The organism is Leuconostoc sp. BM2 (genome assembly GCF_002095565.1).
Classification (GTDB): Bacteria; Bacillota; Bacilli; order Lactobacillales; family Lactobacillaceae; genus Leuconostoc; species Leuconostoc falkenbergense.
This window is the reverse complement of sequence record NZ_MOWQ01000005.1, coordinates 12033-29325: the sequence shown is the minus strand read 5'-3', so window position 1 is coordinate 29325 and position 17293 is coordinate 12033. Positions and strand designations below refer to the sequence as shown.

General features: G+C 38.8%; 13 protein-coding genes. 4 read left to right on the top strand and 9 right to left on the bottom strand.

Features of this window, described 5'->3' with window-relative positions; all coding sequences use genetic code 11:
* Window positions 1–20 precede the first annotated feature (20 nt).
* From topA to BMG01_RS02940, 5 genes are all read right to left on the bottom strand, one after another.
* On the bottom strand, window positions 21–2114 hold the full coding sequence (gene topA / locus BMG01_RS02960; RefSeq protein ID WP_036068320.1) for a type I DNA topoisomerase: 2094 nt from the start codon (window positions 2112–2114) through the stop codon (window positions 21–23).
* Window positions 2115–2156: 42 nt separating this feature from the next.
* Window positions 2157–3026 (bottom strand): DNA-processing protein DprA, encoded by an 870-nt coding sequence (gene dprA, locus BMG01_RS02955; protein WP_036068318.1) that lies wholly within the window; start codon window positions 3024–3026, stop codon window positions 2157–2159.
* 56 nt (window positions 3027–3082) lie between these two features.
* Window positions 3083–4960: an ABC-F family ATP-binding cassette domain-containing protein gene (locus BMG01_RS02950; RefSeq protein ID WP_036068316.1), complete on the bottom strand. Its 1878-nt coding sequence runs from the start codon at window positions 4958–4960 to the stop codon at window positions 3083–3085.
* A gap of 102 nt (window positions 4961–5062) precedes the next feature.
* Window positions 5063–6586 (bottom strand): glycosyltransferase, encoded by a 1524-nt coding sequence (locus BMG01_RS02945; RefSeq protein ID WP_036068314.1) that lies wholly within the window; start codon window positions 6584–6586, stop codon window positions 5063–5065.
* An 8-nt stretch (window positions 6587–6594) separates the two neighbouring features.
* On the bottom strand, window positions 6595–8193 hold the full coding sequence (locus tag BMG01_RS02940; protein WP_036068312.1) for a glycosyltransferase: 1599 nt from the start codon (window positions 8191–8193) through the stop codon (window positions 6595–6597).
* Between the two features lie 267 nt (window positions 8194–8460).
* On the opposite strand from BMG01_RS02940, the gene BMG01_RS02935 reads away from it, so the two are divergent.
* Complete coding sequence (locus tag BMG01_RS02935) at window positions 8461–9399, top strand: dihydroorotate oxidase (protein ID WP_036068311.1); 939 nt, start codon at window positions 8461–8463, stop codon at window positions 9397–9399.
* A gap of 29 nt (window positions 9400–9428) precedes the next feature.
* Here BMG01_RS02935 and BMG01_RS02930 read toward each other — a convergent pair whose 3' ends face one another.
* Entirely contained in the window at window positions 9429–10685 is a 1257-nt protein-coding gene (locus BMG01_RS02930) for an acetate/propionate family kinase (protein WP_036068309.1), read from the bottom strand.
* A gap of 253 nt (window positions 10686–10938) precedes the next feature.
* Here BMG01_RS02930 and BMG01_RS02925 point away from each other — a divergent pair, with 253 nt between their 5' ends.
* Window positions 10939–11796 carry an N-acetylmuramoyl-L-alanine amidase gene (locus tag BMG01_RS02925; protein ID WP_036068307.1) on the top strand — a complete coding sequence of 286 codons (858 nt, stop codon included), beginning with the start codon at window positions 10939–10941 and terminating at the stop codon, window positions 11794–11796.
* Window positions 11796–12095 carry a hypothetical protein gene (locus tag BMG01_RS02920; RefSeq protein WP_004910387.1) on the top strand — a complete coding sequence of 100 codons (300 nt, stop codon included), beginning with the start codon at window positions 11796–11798 and terminating at the stop codon, window positions 12093–12095. Before BMG01_RS02925 ends, BMG01_RS02920 begins: the two co-directional genes overlap by 1 nt.
* Window positions 12096–12125: 30 nt before the next feature.
* Here the strand turns inward: BMG01_RS02920 and BMG01_RS02915 are convergent, their stop codons facing one another.
* Window positions 12126–14309, bottom strand: coding sequence for a Tex family protein (locus BMG01_RS02915; RefSeq protein WP_036068306.1), 2184 nt, complete (start codon window positions 14307–14309; stop codon window positions 12126–12128).
* Between the two features lie 159 nt (window positions 14310–14468).
* Here BMG01_RS02915 and BMG01_RS02910 point away from each other — a divergent pair, with 159 nt between their 5' ends.
* On the top strand, window positions 14469–15047 hold the full coding sequence (locus BMG01_RS02910) for a phosphoribosyltransferase family protein (RefSeq protein ID WP_036068384.1): 579 nt from the start codon (window positions 14469–14471) through the stop codon (window positions 15045–15047).
* Here BMG01_RS02910 and BMG01_RS02905 read toward each other — a convergent pair.
* Together BMG01_RS02905 and aroD are read right to left on the bottom strand one after the other, a co-directional pair.
* Window positions 15044–16219, bottom strand: a complete 1176-nt coding sequence (locus BMG01_RS02905) for an iron-containing alcohol dehydrogenase (RefSeq protein ID WP_036068376.1) — start codon at window positions 16217–16219, stop codon at window positions 15044–15046. The genes BMG01_RS02910 and BMG01_RS02905 overlap by 4 nt on opposite strands.
* Before the next feature lie 152 nt (window positions 16220–16371).
* A complete protein-coding gene (gene aroD, locus BMG01_RS02900; protein ID WP_036068303.1) occupies window positions 16372–17259 on the bottom strand; it encodes a type I 3-dehydroquinate dehydratase in 888 nt (295 codons plus the stop codon).
* Window positions 17260–17293: the final 34 nt, after the last annotated feature.

Sequence of the window (17293 nt, the reverse complement as noted above, 5' to 3'; positions counted from 1 at the left end):
AATTCACGTATTCCAAAAAATTATTCGGTCGCTTTTTGCTTTGCCGTTGATTTATTTGCTTTATCGGTCGATTCTTTAGGAGTCGTACCATCAGCTAATGTTTTTTCTGTTGGTTTATCCCATGTTACAAAATCACAATCAGGGTAACGAGAGCAACCATAGAATGTCCGGCCTCGCTTTGTCTTACGAGAAACGACTTGCCCCTTATGACACTTTGGGCATGTCAAGCCGATTTCCTGCACAATTGTTTTGGTATTTCGGCAATCGGGAAAACGAGAACATGCGTAAAATTTACCATACCTTCCCATTTTAATAACCATCGGTGCACCACAAATTTCGCAATCCATACCTGCTAATTCATCGTGCATAATAACTTTTTCAAGAGATTTTTCAGCTGTCTCAACCTCTTTTTGGAAAGGCTTAAAGAACGAATCAATCACCGGAACCCATTGTTTATCACCTGTTTCTACCTCATCTAGCTCATGTTCAACAGCAGCCGTGAATTTTGTATTAGTGACGTCTGGGAAACTTTCCTCAACGATAGTCTGCACAATTTCGCCTAGTTCGGTCGGTACAAATTTCCGGGCATCAATACGCACGTAGTTTCTTCGCTGTATTGTATCTAATGTTGGTGCATAAGTTGAAGGGCGTCCAACACCATTTTCTTCCAATGCTTTAATTAAGGCGGCTTCTGTATACCTTGCTGGTGGCAATGTGAAATGCTGTTGTGGATCAGTTTTCGCTAATTTAACTTTATCTCCTGCATTTAAGTCAGGCAAAGCATTGTCTTTAACTTTGGCCGCTGGATAAGCTTTCGTAAAGCCCTGAAACTTTGTCTTAGAACCATTAGCTCTAAATATCACACCATTTTGTTCAATCGTGACCGCCATTGTATCTAAAATTTCAGGCGTCATTTGACTGGCTACAAAGCGTGACCAAATCAATGAATATAACTTAAATTGATCAGGTGTAAGTTTGTCCTTAATCGATTCTGGCGTTCGCGTAACATCAGAAGGTCTAATGGCTTCATGGGCATCTTGTGCACCTTCAGGTAATTTACCTTGAATTGGCTTATGTTGAGAGTATTCCTCGCCCCATGTGTCATGAATAAATTGCGCCGTAGCATTTTTAGCAACAGAAGAAATTCGGGTTGAATCGGTACGCATATAGGTAATTAAACCGACTTGGCCCAATCCGCGCCCTAAATTAATACCTTCATACAACTGTTGAGCAGCCATCATTGTCTTGCGTGTTCTAAAATTAAGCTGTGTGTTGGCCGTTTGTTGCATTGTTGATGTTGTAAATGGCGGTTGTGGTTGACGTTTCCGTTCCTTTGCGTCAACTTTAACAATATCAAAATCACCATTTTTATCAATTCGTTTCAAAACTGACTGAACACTGTCGTTATCTGGTAATGGTTGCTTTTTACCATCGAATCCATAGAAAACTGACTTAAACTTACTCCGCGCTTTTTTAAACTCGGAATCCAAAGTCCAATATTCTTCTGGCTCAAAGGCTTGAATCTCACGTTCACGTGCAATAATCAAACCCAAAGCAACTGATTGCACACGTCCAGCCGACAGTCCGCGTTTCACAGTTTTCCAGAGAATTGGTGAAATTGAATAGCCAACTAATCGATCTAAGATGCGGCGTGCTTGTTGCGCATCCACCAAATCTTGGTTAATTGTACGTGGTGTCTTAAAAGCGTTCTTAATGGTATCTTTCGTAATTTCGTTAAAGACAACTCTGTTAGGCTTTTCTGGATCAAGGTCTAAAATATGTTGCAAATGCCACGCAATAGCTTCACCTTCACGATCCGGATCGGAAGCCAGATAAACAGCTTTCGCAGCCTTGGCCTCTTTGCGCAAACCTTTAATAATATCACCCTTACCACGAATGTTAATATATTTAGGATCATAGTCATGTTCAACATCAACACCTAAAGTTGATTTTGGCAAATCCCGAATATGCCCTAAACTGGCAACAACTTTGTAGGTGCTGCCCAAATACTTTTCAATTGTCTTAGCCTTTGATGGGCTTTCCACAATAACTAAATTTTTTTTAACTTTTGATGTTTTTTTCTTTGGTGTTGTCTTTGTTTTTGTATCTGCCAATGAGATATGCCTCACAATTTGTTTTCTATAGTATATAGTGTATCAAATTGTGTCAAATAATTGTATGCTTTCCATGATATCAGTTGATTTTGTGACCATTTTTGCACCAAATCTTAATAGTTCATTTGCACCTAAAGAATTTTCAGAAAAAATTGAGCCTGGCACAACCATCACTTCTCGATTATTTTGGAGGGCCAGGTTTGCAGTAATCAAACTACCTGATTTTTGTTGCGCCTCAATGACAAGTGTTGCTGATGATAACCCTGCAATAATACGATTTCTCGCTGGAAAATGTGATCGCTGTGGACCAGTCCCAGGTGGGTATTCACTCAATACCAGTCCTTGTTGCCCTATTTGCTGTTGCAGTGCCTGATTTTGTGCCGGATATGTCATATCAATGCCTGTACCAATAACTGCAATTGGTACACCTGAATTGGCAAAAGTGATTTGATGTGCCATCACGTCAAGGCCTTTTGCCAAACCAGAAACCACTGCAATACCTGATTTGACTACTTCGGGTAATAGATGTCTCATTACCGCTAAACCGTATGGTGTCGCCGTTCTCGTACCCACGACAGCAACATTAGGTAACCTTAACGCTGCTAAATTCCCGACGTAAAACAGTATTAATGGCGGCTCATAGATTTCTTTTAATTGTGGTGGATAATCGTCATCAAAATATGTCAGATAGTCAGATGCTATCGTCTCTGCTCGATTACAAGCCAGATGATAGCTAGATTTGATATTATCAGCTTGCTGATAATTTTCAATAATTGAAAAGACCTCATCCAAAGACCAAGGATAATGAGTGGGTGCTAAATCATTCACAATTGCATATATAATTTTGGCTTCTGCCGCACGCCCTATACCACGAGTTAAGTGTAATGCTAATAGAAATTGTTTTAATTTCATTTTATCTCCCTCGCTTTTATAATACGAACTACAAAACAAAAAAACTCATAAATAAATTATGAGTTTTCTACGATATCACTTAAATATTCCCAGCGATCCATTTTATTTTCAAGATTCTCGTTTAATTGATCTAATTCTTGTTGTAGATCACCAAGCTTGACATAATCCGTACCAAATGTTGCCATTTCGTCGGGGATTTCGTTAATACGATTTTCTAATTTCTCAATATCTGTTTCAATCGTTTCCCACTCTTTTTTTTCGTTATATGTGAGCTTTTTTTTGGTGCTTTGATTGACTATTATTGGCTTTGGTTTGTTAACTTTAACTTGGTTTACCGTTTCATGAGTCGCTAGATAGGCACTAAATAGGCCATCAAATCTGTTGACCACACCATTGCCCTCAAACATGTACAATTGGTTAGCCACTTTATCTAGAAAGTAACGATCATGAGAAACTGTGATAACAGCGCCATCGAAGTTGGACAAAAAGTCCTCTAATACTGTTAAGGTTCCGATATCTAAATCATTGGTCGGCTCATCAAGCAATAACACATTAGGCTGCTGTAATAACAGTTTAAGTAGATATAATCGGCGCTTTTCTCCTCCAGACAGTTTACGAATTAAAGTACCATGCATAAAGGGTGGAAACAGAAACTGTTCTAGCAATTCAGAAACACTGATTTGATTGCCATCTTTATCTTTAACCGAACCAGCAACATCTGTCAAATAAGCAATCACCCGTTTGTCATCTGGAATTTCTTCAGTCATTTGTTTATAATAAGCCATTTTCACCGTATCACCAAGCTCAATCATGCCACTCGTCAATGGTACAAGACCAGCTATCGCATTTAAGAATGTTGATTTACCGGCGCCATTAGCACCTGTAATTCCTATACGGTCACCAGCAGACACACGCAAATTAAAATCATTCAAAATCGTTTTATCGCCAAACTGAATACCAGCGTGTTCTATAACAATCACTTTTTTGCCCAAGCGCTGTTGTCCTAAATTGACGGTTACATCTTCGTCAGTTTGTAGTGTTCCCATTTGTGACGCTAATTCGGCAAACGCGTTCTCACGTCCTTTTTGCTTCGTTGTGCGTGCCCGAGCTGACTTTCTCATCCATGCTAATTCTTGTTTATATAATTGCTGTTGCTTGTGTTCTGCCAGTTGATTTTGGGCAACACGCTCAGCTTTTTTTTGCATATAATCTTGATAATTACCTTGATATTCAAACAAATCGCCAAATGATAGCTCAAATATTCTTGTGGCAACTGCATCAAGAAAATACCGGTCATGTGTGACAGTTAAAACTGCCCCTTTGTATGAACTGAGGTACTTTTCTAACCAAGCAATTGAATCAAAATCTAAATGATTGGTTGGTTCATCTAAAATCAACAAATCAGGTGCTTCAATGAGCACTTGAGCTAATCCAACACGTTTACGCTGACCACCGGATAAATCACTGATTTTGTGATGTAAATCTGGCATGTGCAATTGTGTTAGAATGGTCTTAATTTGTGACTCGGTTGTCCAAGCATCATCACGATCCATAGCATCCTGTGCTTTTTCAAAATTTTGAGCAACTTTTTCATCAGTCGGCTGATTACTAAATTGGCGCAAAGCATTTTCATAATTGCGAATAGTCTGAAAAACGGGCTGTTCACCTGACAAAATAGCATCCATTACTAAAGCATTGTCATCTAAGGTTGGACTCTGCGTCAAGTAACCAATACGGTAATCATTTTGTGTTGTAACTGTGCCAGAATCTGCTGGCGCAACACCAGATATTGCGTTTAATAATGATGTTTTACCACTACCATTAACGCCAATCAATCCAACTCTATCACCCGCCGTTATTAAAAAAGAGACATCGTTGAATAAGACCTTTTCGCCATACGTACTGTTTAAATTTTCTACTCTAAATTGTTTCATGGTACTATTTTACCTTTTTTTACCCAAAATCAACTGACCAAATATTGACAAAAATCTAATACGATTTTTATTGCTGCAAACGTCAGAGTGATTGGGTGTTCATTAGTTTTTAAAAACTTGTTGCCAAACTTTGTACATTTTTTCAGCTGAAAAAAACTTGGCTTTTTGATATGAAGCAGTGCTCATATTGGTCCATTTTGAAGGATTATTCAAAATGTTTGCCACTCGCTGAGCCATAATATTGGGCGACGCGCTTGGAACCACATAACCGTTGCTGTTATTTTCTACAATTTCATGAGTGGTCGTTGTGTAATTTATCCGGTATGAAACAATTGGTAACCCAAAAGCCAGTGCCTCAACCAAGTTCATTCCGAATCCCTCACCATGAGACGTTTCAATAATGACTTGCGCTCGCGACAAAGCTTCACTTACGGCTGCGTAATTACCATACGGTGTGAAAATGACGGATGATTCGACTCCTAAATCACGCGCTAATTGCCGTAATTTTTGCACGATTTCTTCATTAGCGGGATAACCCATGAATTCTAAGGTCGCATCGTTCACATAGCGTCTCGTCACTGCCAAAACTTCTACAGCCGCTTCGGGATTTTTTTCCGGACTTAAGCGCCCTAAGAACAAAATACGATGATTCACACGATCTTTAAAACTAATCTGAGATTGCGTTAGCATTGTCGGCGATATGAAAGTATCTGGCGCAGTTTTAACATTAAGATTAGGATAAACTGCTTGAATATCTTGCTGTTGTGCGTCAGTTGGTACTAAAATTGCATCAAATTGTTGATTTTTTTGGGACAAAGCCATTTCGTAAACTGGATAAGGCACCCCGACACGAGGTTGAACCACGTTTGGTGTATGAATATCATGAAAATAAGCAAATTTTTGTTTGGCACCACTCACTTTACCGATAGGTTCATCAAGTGTACGTCGATCAGAAATCAGTGTAACCTCTTGATATTGCTTCACAATTTCATTTAAAAAGAATGTCATCAATTCGTTTTCTGAATTGAAGCGATAATGATGTCCTTGATAATTTAGTAGCTGCCACATTGTGGGTTGAACGATACCATTTATAGCCATGTGTGTTATCTCAAGGACCACCTCACCATTTAAGTTCAAAAAACGTTGTGTGGCTAAACTACCATCCGGATGAAAAGTATCCACACTCGACTTAAATCCGCGCCAATCCCAATTTTCACGAATAGTGGGATTACCAGCACGATCTTCAAAAATGACTTCATTGACTAGCCCAACTGTCTCAGGCATTACCGTAATCGTGGCAATTCTACGCCCATTATGTTTCAAAAAACTTTGATTAGGCCCATCAGCTACAATATGATATGTATCCAAAGGCAGCATTTTTAGCAAACGCAAGTTTTGTTCTATTCTTTTAACGTCAGTCGTACCCTGAAAAAAATCATACATATTTAGCACCACGTCCGGTGTCAAACCAACCGCTTTAAGATCGCGATCAAGTAGGCGATTATAGTTGCGAGTCACATATTTAGCAGCATCATCAAATGCATTGAACAGCTTCGTTCGTTTAATTTGGGCGTGCTCAGTGCCAGAGTTAAATGAAAAGATATTTTCACTAATAAAAAAATTCATGCTGTCACTTACCTCCCTAAATTAGTCGCCGCTATTTTGTGCTGCCATTTTTGATTAGCATCATCAATTAATTTTTGCCAAGCAGCCATAACATTGGTTTCACTATATCGTTCAGCCGATTGATAAGCACCTTCAGAATAGCGCTGTGCCAATTCAGGATCGCGTAAAACAGTTATAATAGCATCAGCCATAGCACGATAATCACCATATGGGACAATTCTGCCATTAATATTATCTTGGACAATTTCATTTGGTCCGTAATTGACATCGTAAGTCAATGCAATCAACCCGTGGGCAATACCTTCCATAATTGCCAAATTAAAGCCTTCCATTCTTGAAGTTAAGCCATAAATCATGGCTTGATTTTCAACTGCATCAATATTGGTTGTATAGCCTCTCATTGTGACAGAATCAGCGAGATGATATTTGTCAATCACAGCTTCGACAGCACGCTTTGCTCGAAAATTATCAGTTGTATCGGCATAACCATACAAATCTAAACTAACTTCTGGTATTTCTTGTTTCACAATACCAACAGCCCTAACTAAGTCATCTAAATGCTTTTCCCAAGCAATTCTTGCAAACGCAACGATTTTACCAAATTGTCGTTGGCCAACACTCACATGTTTGGCATGAAGTAATGTATCCTTGACGATACCAACAGGAATTGTAAATAATGGCACATTAGGCTGAAAACGTAATTGAATATCACGCGTTTGTTGCGGCGTAGCTGATACAACCGCATCGTATTGATCCAAAGCATTCATAGCAAATTCATAATTATTGTTCAAAATTGACTGCATCGGCTCTTGTGCATCACCAGCGTGTGAATTGTGTAAATGTAAGACGGTATAAGCTGGATTTTTAAGCTGTAACAGACCATAATCAGCTAAATGACTGCGATCTAAAATAAAGATATTGGGCTCTGAAGCACTAAAAAAAGTTTGATTAATTGCGTCTAAAAAATGGATAGTTAAGTCTTCTATTGTATCAAAGTCATAACTTTTATCATTAAAAGTCAAATGCCAATTGGTTCGAGTTAATTCGGACTGGTGATTAACTGCCTTAGTGGTTTTAAAAAAGCTTTCCAAAACTGGCTGTCCATGAACATCTAACCATGTTTCTGATTCAATTTTGTTGTCTGGTGTATACCATTGCTGTAACGACTTGAAACCTCGAACATCATAGTGATCAACACGATACAAATTACCAAAGCCATCGAAAAGCTCAACAGATTTCACACGTTGTTTTTCTGAATTGACATAGTTAACACGTGCCACCAACATTTGATTGTTGTCAACTACTAAATATCGAGCATTTTTCGGCTCATCATTAAAAACTAAACCAGCAACGCCAAAATCAAGATCTTTCACCGTCAACAGTTGCGTTGCAACAATCGTCGTCTTTTGAAAATAATCAAACATATTGATTAAGTCATCATCATCAATGCCAGCCGCTATGGTTTGACGATGACATTCAGGATCCCAATCACGTAAAACTAGTTTTTGAGTGATATGATTTTTTTTAAATAACATAAACCGCTGAATTTCAGCATGCTCAATGCCTGATTTTTGTTCTGGCATGGTCGCATTAATGTGAAAAATCATGATTCATTCTCCTTTTCTGGACACTTATTTTTGAACAGAAATGTCAATTAATCGGGCTCATCAACCAACTAAGAATTTATACATCGGTCAAATTGTATCTGTACTTAACATCAAATATCTATTCATAAGTTTAGCAAAATCAACCTTAAATTGCGAATAACCGTCACCAATCATTACAAAAATATCATCATATTGAGGGTTTTTATTTTTGATATTTTCAGCTATAATTAAATAAATATTTCACAAGGGTTGAAAGGATTTTCTACTATGAATTTAACTGCTACGATTGCTGGTTTTAACTTTGAACATATTATGTTAAATGCGGCCGGTGTGATGTGTCAAACTGCCGAAGAATTAGATAGTGTGCTGGCATCAGCTCATACAGGAGCTGTGGTGACAAAATCAGCTACATCTAGCTTACGTCCCGGGAATCCAGCGCCTCGCTATTACGAATTACCTAACAAACTTGGCACTATTAATTCGATGGGGCTCCCTAACGAAGGGTTTAACTACTATATGGATTATGTCGCAAAAAAACAAACTCACAAGCCTATTTTCTTTTCAATTGCTGGATTATCAAAGCAAGAAAATCTTGAGATGTTGCATCAATTACAAGATTCAGACTTCAATGGTTTAGTTGAACTCAATCTTTCTTGCCCAAATGTTCCCGGAAAGCCACAAACTGCTTATGATTTTGAAGCAACACAAGCAATTCTGACTGAAGCTTTCACATTTTTCACAAAACCACTAGGTGTTAAGTTGCCCCCCTATTTTGATATCGTCCATTTCGATGACATTGCTAATATTTTAAACCAATTCCCATTGGCCTTTGTTAACACCATCAATTCAATTGGCAATGGTTTGGTCATTGACGACGCAACCGACACTGTTGTCATCAAACCAAAAGGCGGATTTGGTGGTGTAGGCGGAACACTGGTAAAAGCGACTGCACTTGCAAACGTTCGCGCCCTTCGCTTGCGTTTAAATCCTGAAATCAAAATTATTGGGACAGGTGGCGTTACTTCTGGCCGTGATGTGTATGATCATATCTTATGTGGCGCTGATTTAGTAGAAGTTGGCTCACAGTTAGCCATTGAAGGCGTTGCCGTCTTTGAACGACTCGAACGTGAATTATCCGAAATCATAATAGAAAAAGGTTACACATCACTTGCGGATTTCCGCGGTCAATTAAAGGTGATTGCATAAAAAAAGTTGCCAAATTAATGGCAACTTTTTTATTGGTCGTTTTTCAAGTGTTCAACATCACGCGCAATCATTAATTCTTCATTTGTTGGAATTAACAAACCTGTAACCGTTGACTCTGGTTTTGTAATGACACTCTCCTTACCACGAACATTGTTAGCCGTCTCATCCAAGACAACACCAGCAAATTTCAAGGCATTCAAAACTTTTGCACGGATTACAGGGTCATTTTCACCAATACCAGCAGTAAATATGATAGCGTCAACACGTCCCAATTCAGCAAAATATTGACCAGCATATCGAATCACGCGGTCATAAAACATGTCCAAAGCTAACTTAGCGTGAATGTTTGTTTCTTGGACATCTTCCAAATCACGCATATCGCTAGAAATTGTTGAGACACCAAGCAAGCCAGATTTTGTGTTTAGCACTTTCAACATTTCTTCATTGGAAAGGCCTTCACGTTCTTGAATATAGTAAATCAAAGATGGATCAACGTCTCCCGAACGAGTTGCCATTGTCAAACCAGCTAATGGCGTGAATCCCATGGAGGTATCAAATGATTTACCATTTTTGATAGCCGTTACAGACGCACCAGCACCAAGATGAAGGGAAATAGCGTTGAATTCGTTTAATGGTATACCTAACTTTTCAGCTGCTCGTTCCACGACATAGCGATGTGAAGTACCATGAGCACCATATTTTCTTGCACCATAACGCGCATAATATTCATAAGGTAAGCTATACAAGTAATTTTTTTCTGGCATAGTTTGATGGAATGACGTATCAAATACGGCCACAGAAATTGCATGAGGTAATAACTTTTGGAACGCTCTAATTCCCATTGCGTTGGCTGGATTGTGCAATGGTGCATAAGCTGCCAAACGATCAATTTTTGCTAAGACTTCATCTGTTACCACTACCGATTGATTAAACCACTCACCGCCAGCAACAACGCGATGACCAACACCAGTGATTTCCTGAAAATCTTTAATAATACCCAGATCCGACAACTTTTGCAACATGATATCAATTGCTTCATGATGATCTTTAATAGCTAAAACATGTTCATATTTTTGACCACCATTTTTAGTGAGCGAAATTTGTCCTTCTTCGGCACCAATCAAACGAACAGGTTCAATATCTGCACCATATTTAATAGTAATAACGGCATCAGGCATCCCAATCCGCTCAATCATACCTTGTGTAATTACTTTTTCTTCGGGCATTTCTAATAATTGAAATTTCAGTGAAGAACTACCGGCGTTTACTGCCATTGTTTTTGACATCTGCGTCTACTCTTTTAATCCTTTGTTTATACTATTGTTCCTAATTTAGGAATTATGCTTATTTATTGTAACATATTTCATCAATAATGAAAACGTTTACACAAAATTTCTTTTCAAAACTTTTTTCAAATTAACTGCGCTTTTTTATGTTGATAAATGTTCTTACATGGCATTTTAAAACTTCTTACCACGTTAAAAAAAGAAATATGTTACAATTATTAGCGCAAGCAAAGAAACATATTTTAGGATAATTATGGTAAAAAAGTGGCTATTTAGTAATTTAATTGGTGTGATTATCACCACAGTTGTCCTATTAACGACTTTGGGATTAATTATATCGCTTATCTCAAAAACTGAAACCTTTACGCGACCCGATAACGTACAATTACGAACAGGTCCCGGCCGGCAATATCGTTCGACTGCCTCACTCAAGCGCGGTACAAAACTGATTATCATGGACAAACAAAATGGTTGGTGGCACGTACGACGCTCTGACAACGAAAAAACTGGGTGGGTTGCAAGTTGGGTCGCAAATTCTGTTAGCTTGAAACGTGCTACTGCATTGAGTGAAGCCACTATTGTATTAGATCCAGGTCACGGCGGTACTGATACTGGCGCCTTATCAAAAAACGGCAAGTATAAAGAAAAAACTTACACCCTACGAACTGCTAGACTAGTCCGCTCCGCCCTAGCGTCAAGTGGTGCTCGCGTTTTGATGACACGAGACAGTGATAATATTGTACCTTTACTCAAAATTCCTTTGGTTGGTGAAAAATATAAGGCAGATGCACAAATCTCGTTTCATTTTGATTCATCCACAGTTAGTGCATCAGGCATTTCTCAATTTTATTACCATAAAAATGGTCAAAGCCTAGCTCAGGCATTAAGTGACAGCCTCAACAATATGCCCCTGACTAATCGTGGTGTTGATACAGCACCATATATTGTACTCAAAGACACCACACAACCTGCTGTTCTGCTAGAAAATGGCTTTATCAATAATAACAAAGACCTCAAATACATTCGCAAAACCAGTTATCAAAAGAAAATCGCAAAAAATGTTGTTGCTGGACTAACAAACTACTTCACCAAAAATACGGAGATGAAATAATGGCCCTATTCAAAAAAACACAAACAAAAATTGAACAAAATGCAACTAATCAGGCAACGGAACATGTCGAAGAAAAGCTTGAAGGCATGATTGTACAGCCATTCGCCTACAAAAAGTTGTTAATCATTTATCGTATCGAACAATATCCAAGCACTAGTAATCATATCGACAACAAAATTTTAACATTTGATCAGAAGGAACCGCTATCTGAGCGCCGCTATCACGAAATAATTGAACGATTAAAAAACGATGAGAGTGATCGTATTTCAATCGTCAACATTTTACCTCTAGTTGACTAAAAAAAATCGCATCAAAATGATGCGATTTTTTTATTTGGGCGCTAACATCGTCAGTGCTATCCTTTGACGTTTTTCATCAACAGATAGTACCCAAACATCAACTATATCACCAACTGAAACAACTTCTGCCGGATGTTTAATACGTCTCTTGCTCAAATGAGAAATATGCACCAAACCATCCTGTTTTACTCCTAGATCCACAAATGCACCAAAATCAACCACATTTCGAACTGTTCCTTGTAGTTTCATGCCCGTTTTCAAGTCTGCAATATGTAGCACATCAGATTTCAATAACGCACTAACCATTTCAGATCGACCATCACGGCCTGGCTTTTGTAAACTCGTGATAATGTCATGTAGTGTTTGAACACCAACACCTAATTTAGCAGCAGTGTCTGAGTTATCCAAAAGACTTAAAGTTTTATTGGCTGTTGAAGATGATAATTCATGAATTGACAATCGCCCCATATCAATGATTTGAGTCGCAATGTGATAACTTTCAGGATGTATATCTGTATTGTCCAATATGTTTTTGCCATCAACAATTCGCAAAAATCCTGCCGCCTGCTCATAAGCCTTAGGTCCTAAACGCGGAACGTCCTTTAACTGTGTGCGCAACGTAAATGGTCGCCCGTTTTGACGATAAGCCACGATATTTTCTGCTAATTTTTGATTAAGCCCAGCTATATGCGTCAATAATTTTGCTGAAGCTGTATTTAAGTTAACACCCACTTGGTTGACCGCTGTTTCAACAACAGCATCAACTTGTTCATCAAGTGCTTTCGCATTCAAATCATGTTGATATTGACCAACACCGACGGATTTCGGATCAATTTTGATTAGTTCTGCTAAAGGATCTTGAATTCTTCGAGCAATCGAAATCGCACTGCGTTCTTCAACGTGTAAATCTGGAAATTCCGCTCTAGCAGCCACAGAAGCTGAATAAACCGATGCACCAGCTTCATTAACAATTGTGTACTGAACACCCTTTATCAGGTTTTCAGCAACAAATTCTTCCGATTCACGCGATGCTGTACCATTCCCAATAGCCACTAGGTCAACATTAAAATCTTGCAATAATTTTTTAAATGTTGTTGCTGCTTGCTCTCGTTCATGCTTACTTGCCGGTAAGTGAGGGAAAATAACTTGCTTAATCAAAAAATTACCGTTACCATCTATAATGGCTAATTTTGAACCAGTTCGAAAGCCCGGATCAAATCCCATCACAATTTTATTTTTCAAAGGTGCTTGCATCAGCAAATGATACAAATTATTACCAAAAACTTGAATGGCTTGTTGTTGCGCAATTTGTGTTAATTCTTGTCGAATTTCTCGTTCAATGGCCGGCTGAATAAAGCGCTTGTATGCATCCTCAATCGCAAACTGAATCATCTCGGCATTGCCACTTTCAATCTGTTGATTACCAATAATTTTAATTTTCATAAAATGCAACAATCGAGTAGCCGGAAAATCAATTTTAACGGATAATACGCCTACTTTTTCACCACGATCGATTGCCAAAATTCGAAATTTATTTTCTTTCAACGATTGAATTGATTCATCAAAATCATAGTATTGTTCATATATTTTTTGTTCATCTTTGGCATTAGCACCTCTTTTCAACGTCGACAGGATGTGACCATCACGCATCATTCTAGTCCGAAGCCATTGCCGATAACTCTGATCCTCGCCAAACTGTTCCGCCAAAATTTCATGTATACCAGCAATTGCATCCGCGTCACTCTTTATAGTCTCATTAAAGTATGCGTGTAAACGTTCATTAACAGACATACCTAAATGGTTCAATAACCAGTCAGCCAGCGATTGTAACCCATTTTCACGGGCAATCATTGCTTTTGTACGTCGCTTTTGTTTATATGGCAAATAAATATCATCAACTTCACGTATATTTTCTGCATCAATGATACTTTTAGACAGTACTGGCGTGAGCTTATTTTGCTCATCTATCGCACGTAAGACTGTATTTTTTCGTTCGGACAGTTCTTGAATTTTCTTGCTTGTAACCTGTATTTGACGAATTTGCACTTCGTCTAAGTTACCAGTCATTTCCTTACGATATCTTGCAATAAATGGTACGGTGGCCGCGTTGCTTAATAATGTCAGCGTTGCACCAACCTGTTTAATCGTCATACTTGGTAATGAATCGCTAATTCGACGCACTAATTCTTGTTCTGTTAATTCATAAGTTGTCATACGCTTGATTATAGATCTGTCTGATCTAGTTTGTTCTCCTCAAAAAATATTTAAAATCGTGACTATTGCCCAATGATTCGTAAAATGATAAAATTTCAGTATAAAAATATGGATATATTAATTAAAAAACGAACATTAATGAGATTGGAACAACATATCATGTCTGAAAACTATCAAATCACCATTTCCAAATTAAAACGTGACCTACCAATTGTCCCTATCAAATCAGATCTAGCGATTGCTTCTTTTGTACTGCTAGGTGATGCTGAATTAGCACACGTAGCTGCGGTTGAATTGTCTAAAGCAATTGATTTTGAATTTGACTATATTGTGACACCTGAAACTAAAGGCATCCCACTTGCTCAAGAAATGACTAGGCAAACTGGCAAAAGCAACTACATTGTCATACGCAAAAATGTGAAGTCGTATATGACTTCACCGCTCGTAGTCGAATCGTCAGCAATCACCACAGCCACACCCCAGACACTAGTTTTGGATGGTAAAGATGCTAAAATAATTCATAACAAAAAGGTGCTAGTGGTTGATGATGTGATTTCAACCGGCGGTTCTCTGACAGCCGTTGAAAAAATTTTATCACAAGCAGGCGCACACATTGTTGGAAAATTTGCAATTCTAGCTGAAGGGCAAGCCAGTCAACGTGACGACATTACTTTTTTAGCAGCACTGCCTCTTTTCAAATTAGGTGCTGATGGTCAATATCATATTATTAAGGCTTAAAAGCCATCATTATCCATTGAAGCTTCAAATAAAGTAACAACATCTTCACTATTAAGGCTAACATAACCATTCGTAGTTAGGCTACCAACGGCAACAGCACTATCTGCCATTGCTTTGAAATTTGTCGTGTCGGTAATGCCAACACCAGGTAATGTCGTTGGCACTTCTAGTGATTTAATCCAATCAAATGTGGCCTGGATTGCCTCACCTGCAACTGATTCATCATCTCCCAACAATCCCCAAACATGGCGCCCAAATGCTGCAAAACGAGGAAGCGTCTCCGCAGAAAGCGCTTTTTTCATCCAGCGCGGTGTTAATATGCCTAATCCGACACCGTGTGTAATATCATAATACGCTGACAATTCATGCTCAATTGGGTGTACTGTCCAGCCATTAACATTACCAAGTCCAACTGTGCCATTCAATGCCATGGTTGACGCCCACATCAAGTTAGCGCGTGCCTCATAATTTTCAGGTTCTACCAGCGCAACAGGTGCCCATTTGATAACGGCACGGTAAATACCTTCAATCATGCCACGTGAAATATCACTATCTTCCGACTGATCAAAGTATTGTTCTGATAAATGACTAAAAATATCAATTGCTCCCGCAGCAGTATGCCATTTTGAAACTGAAAATGTCAAACTTGGATCTAAAAATGATACATCGGGCTGGCGTAATGTTCGCGTGCCCAGTTTTTGCTTTGTTTCAGGATTACTAATCACAGCATTTTTATTCATTTCTGTTCCGGTAGCAGAGAGCGTTAAAATATCAATCAACGGCATTTGCGCTGTCGCTTTTTGGGAATCTAGCACCAAATCCCAAGCATCCCCATCATAATTTTTGGCGACCGACACAACTTTGGCTGCATCAATCACTGACCCACCACCTACTGCAACAATCACATCAATATCATTTTTTTGGACAAGTTGTTGTCCTTCACGCACTGAGTCAATTTTAGGATTAGGTGCAATGCCTGAAAGTTCGAAAACCTCGTAATCTTTCAGCGCACGCTTAACACGGTCATACAGACCATTCTTTTTAATTGAGCCGCCACCGTAAGCCAGTAGGACTTTTTTACCAAAAGGTGCAACGACACCTGCCAACTCAGTGTCCAGTCTATTTTCTCCAAAGTGGATATCTGTCGTATTTTTAAATGTAAAATTATTCATTTCTTCAAATCCTTTACTATTTTGTACATCAATTATAACACGCGAGTCACGTGACAATATCGCTATCAGTAGACAACAAAAAACGCCACTTCCTAAGAAGTGGCGGGTAGGTAGATAGATACTACCCAGTTGGTCAAGACAATTATAGCAAATTACTGCCAGGCTTGCAACAATTCGCTTATCGATATCTGTCCTGGTGCACTAATTGGTGTCCCATCTAACGCAGCAAACGTTAATTCAGAGCCAAATTGATAACCAATAATCCGAGTTTTTTCACCTAATTGGCCCATACTCATTGTAATCAGTGGCTTATCTTGTGATTCCGAAAAGGCCCGCGTTGCTGACAATAAGCGATCAACGTCATTGTCATTTTGTGGCATCACTGCTAATTTAATAACATCAATGTCACTTCTAGCCATATCTACCAGCTGCGCGTGCAAATCATCGGGAGTTTGATTCATGTCATGATACGACAAAATCACGGGTACCTGCTGTTGTCGGGCAGTGGTAATCACCTTCGCGCGCAGTTCTTCAGGCATTGTATATTCAATATCCACGGCAGCAAAAGGATAACCAGATTGTAAAGCAAAAGTTAAAAATGTGGCTACTTCAACTGGTGACATTTCACCTTTTCCGCCTTGAGACTGAGTGCGATAAGTTAACAATACTGGAAACTCACCAACACTGTTAAATACGGCAGCAGTCAATTCCTTGATTACTTGCTGATTCATCATCGGCCAATTTGCCAAAAATTCTTGTTTAGCGTTGTCAATTTCTGCCAGCATTTTAGCTTCAGTCATTGTCGAGACATTTTTTTGATTCAGTTCCGCCTGCGCACCAGCTTTTACCTGCTGCCACACCACTGCTTGACTAAAATCATCAGCGATATAATCAGCTCGCCATTCAACAATATCTGGGTTCTGTGCCTGCAATTTTTGGGCAAAAGGTGTTAGTTTACCAGTTGGTCCTAGCATCAATGGCACTGCAATGAGTGGCTTGTCAGTTGTTGCTGGAATATGTAGTAGTTGTCTTAGTGTCATGCCTTTAATCCTTTTTTTGAGTCATTGTTCAAAA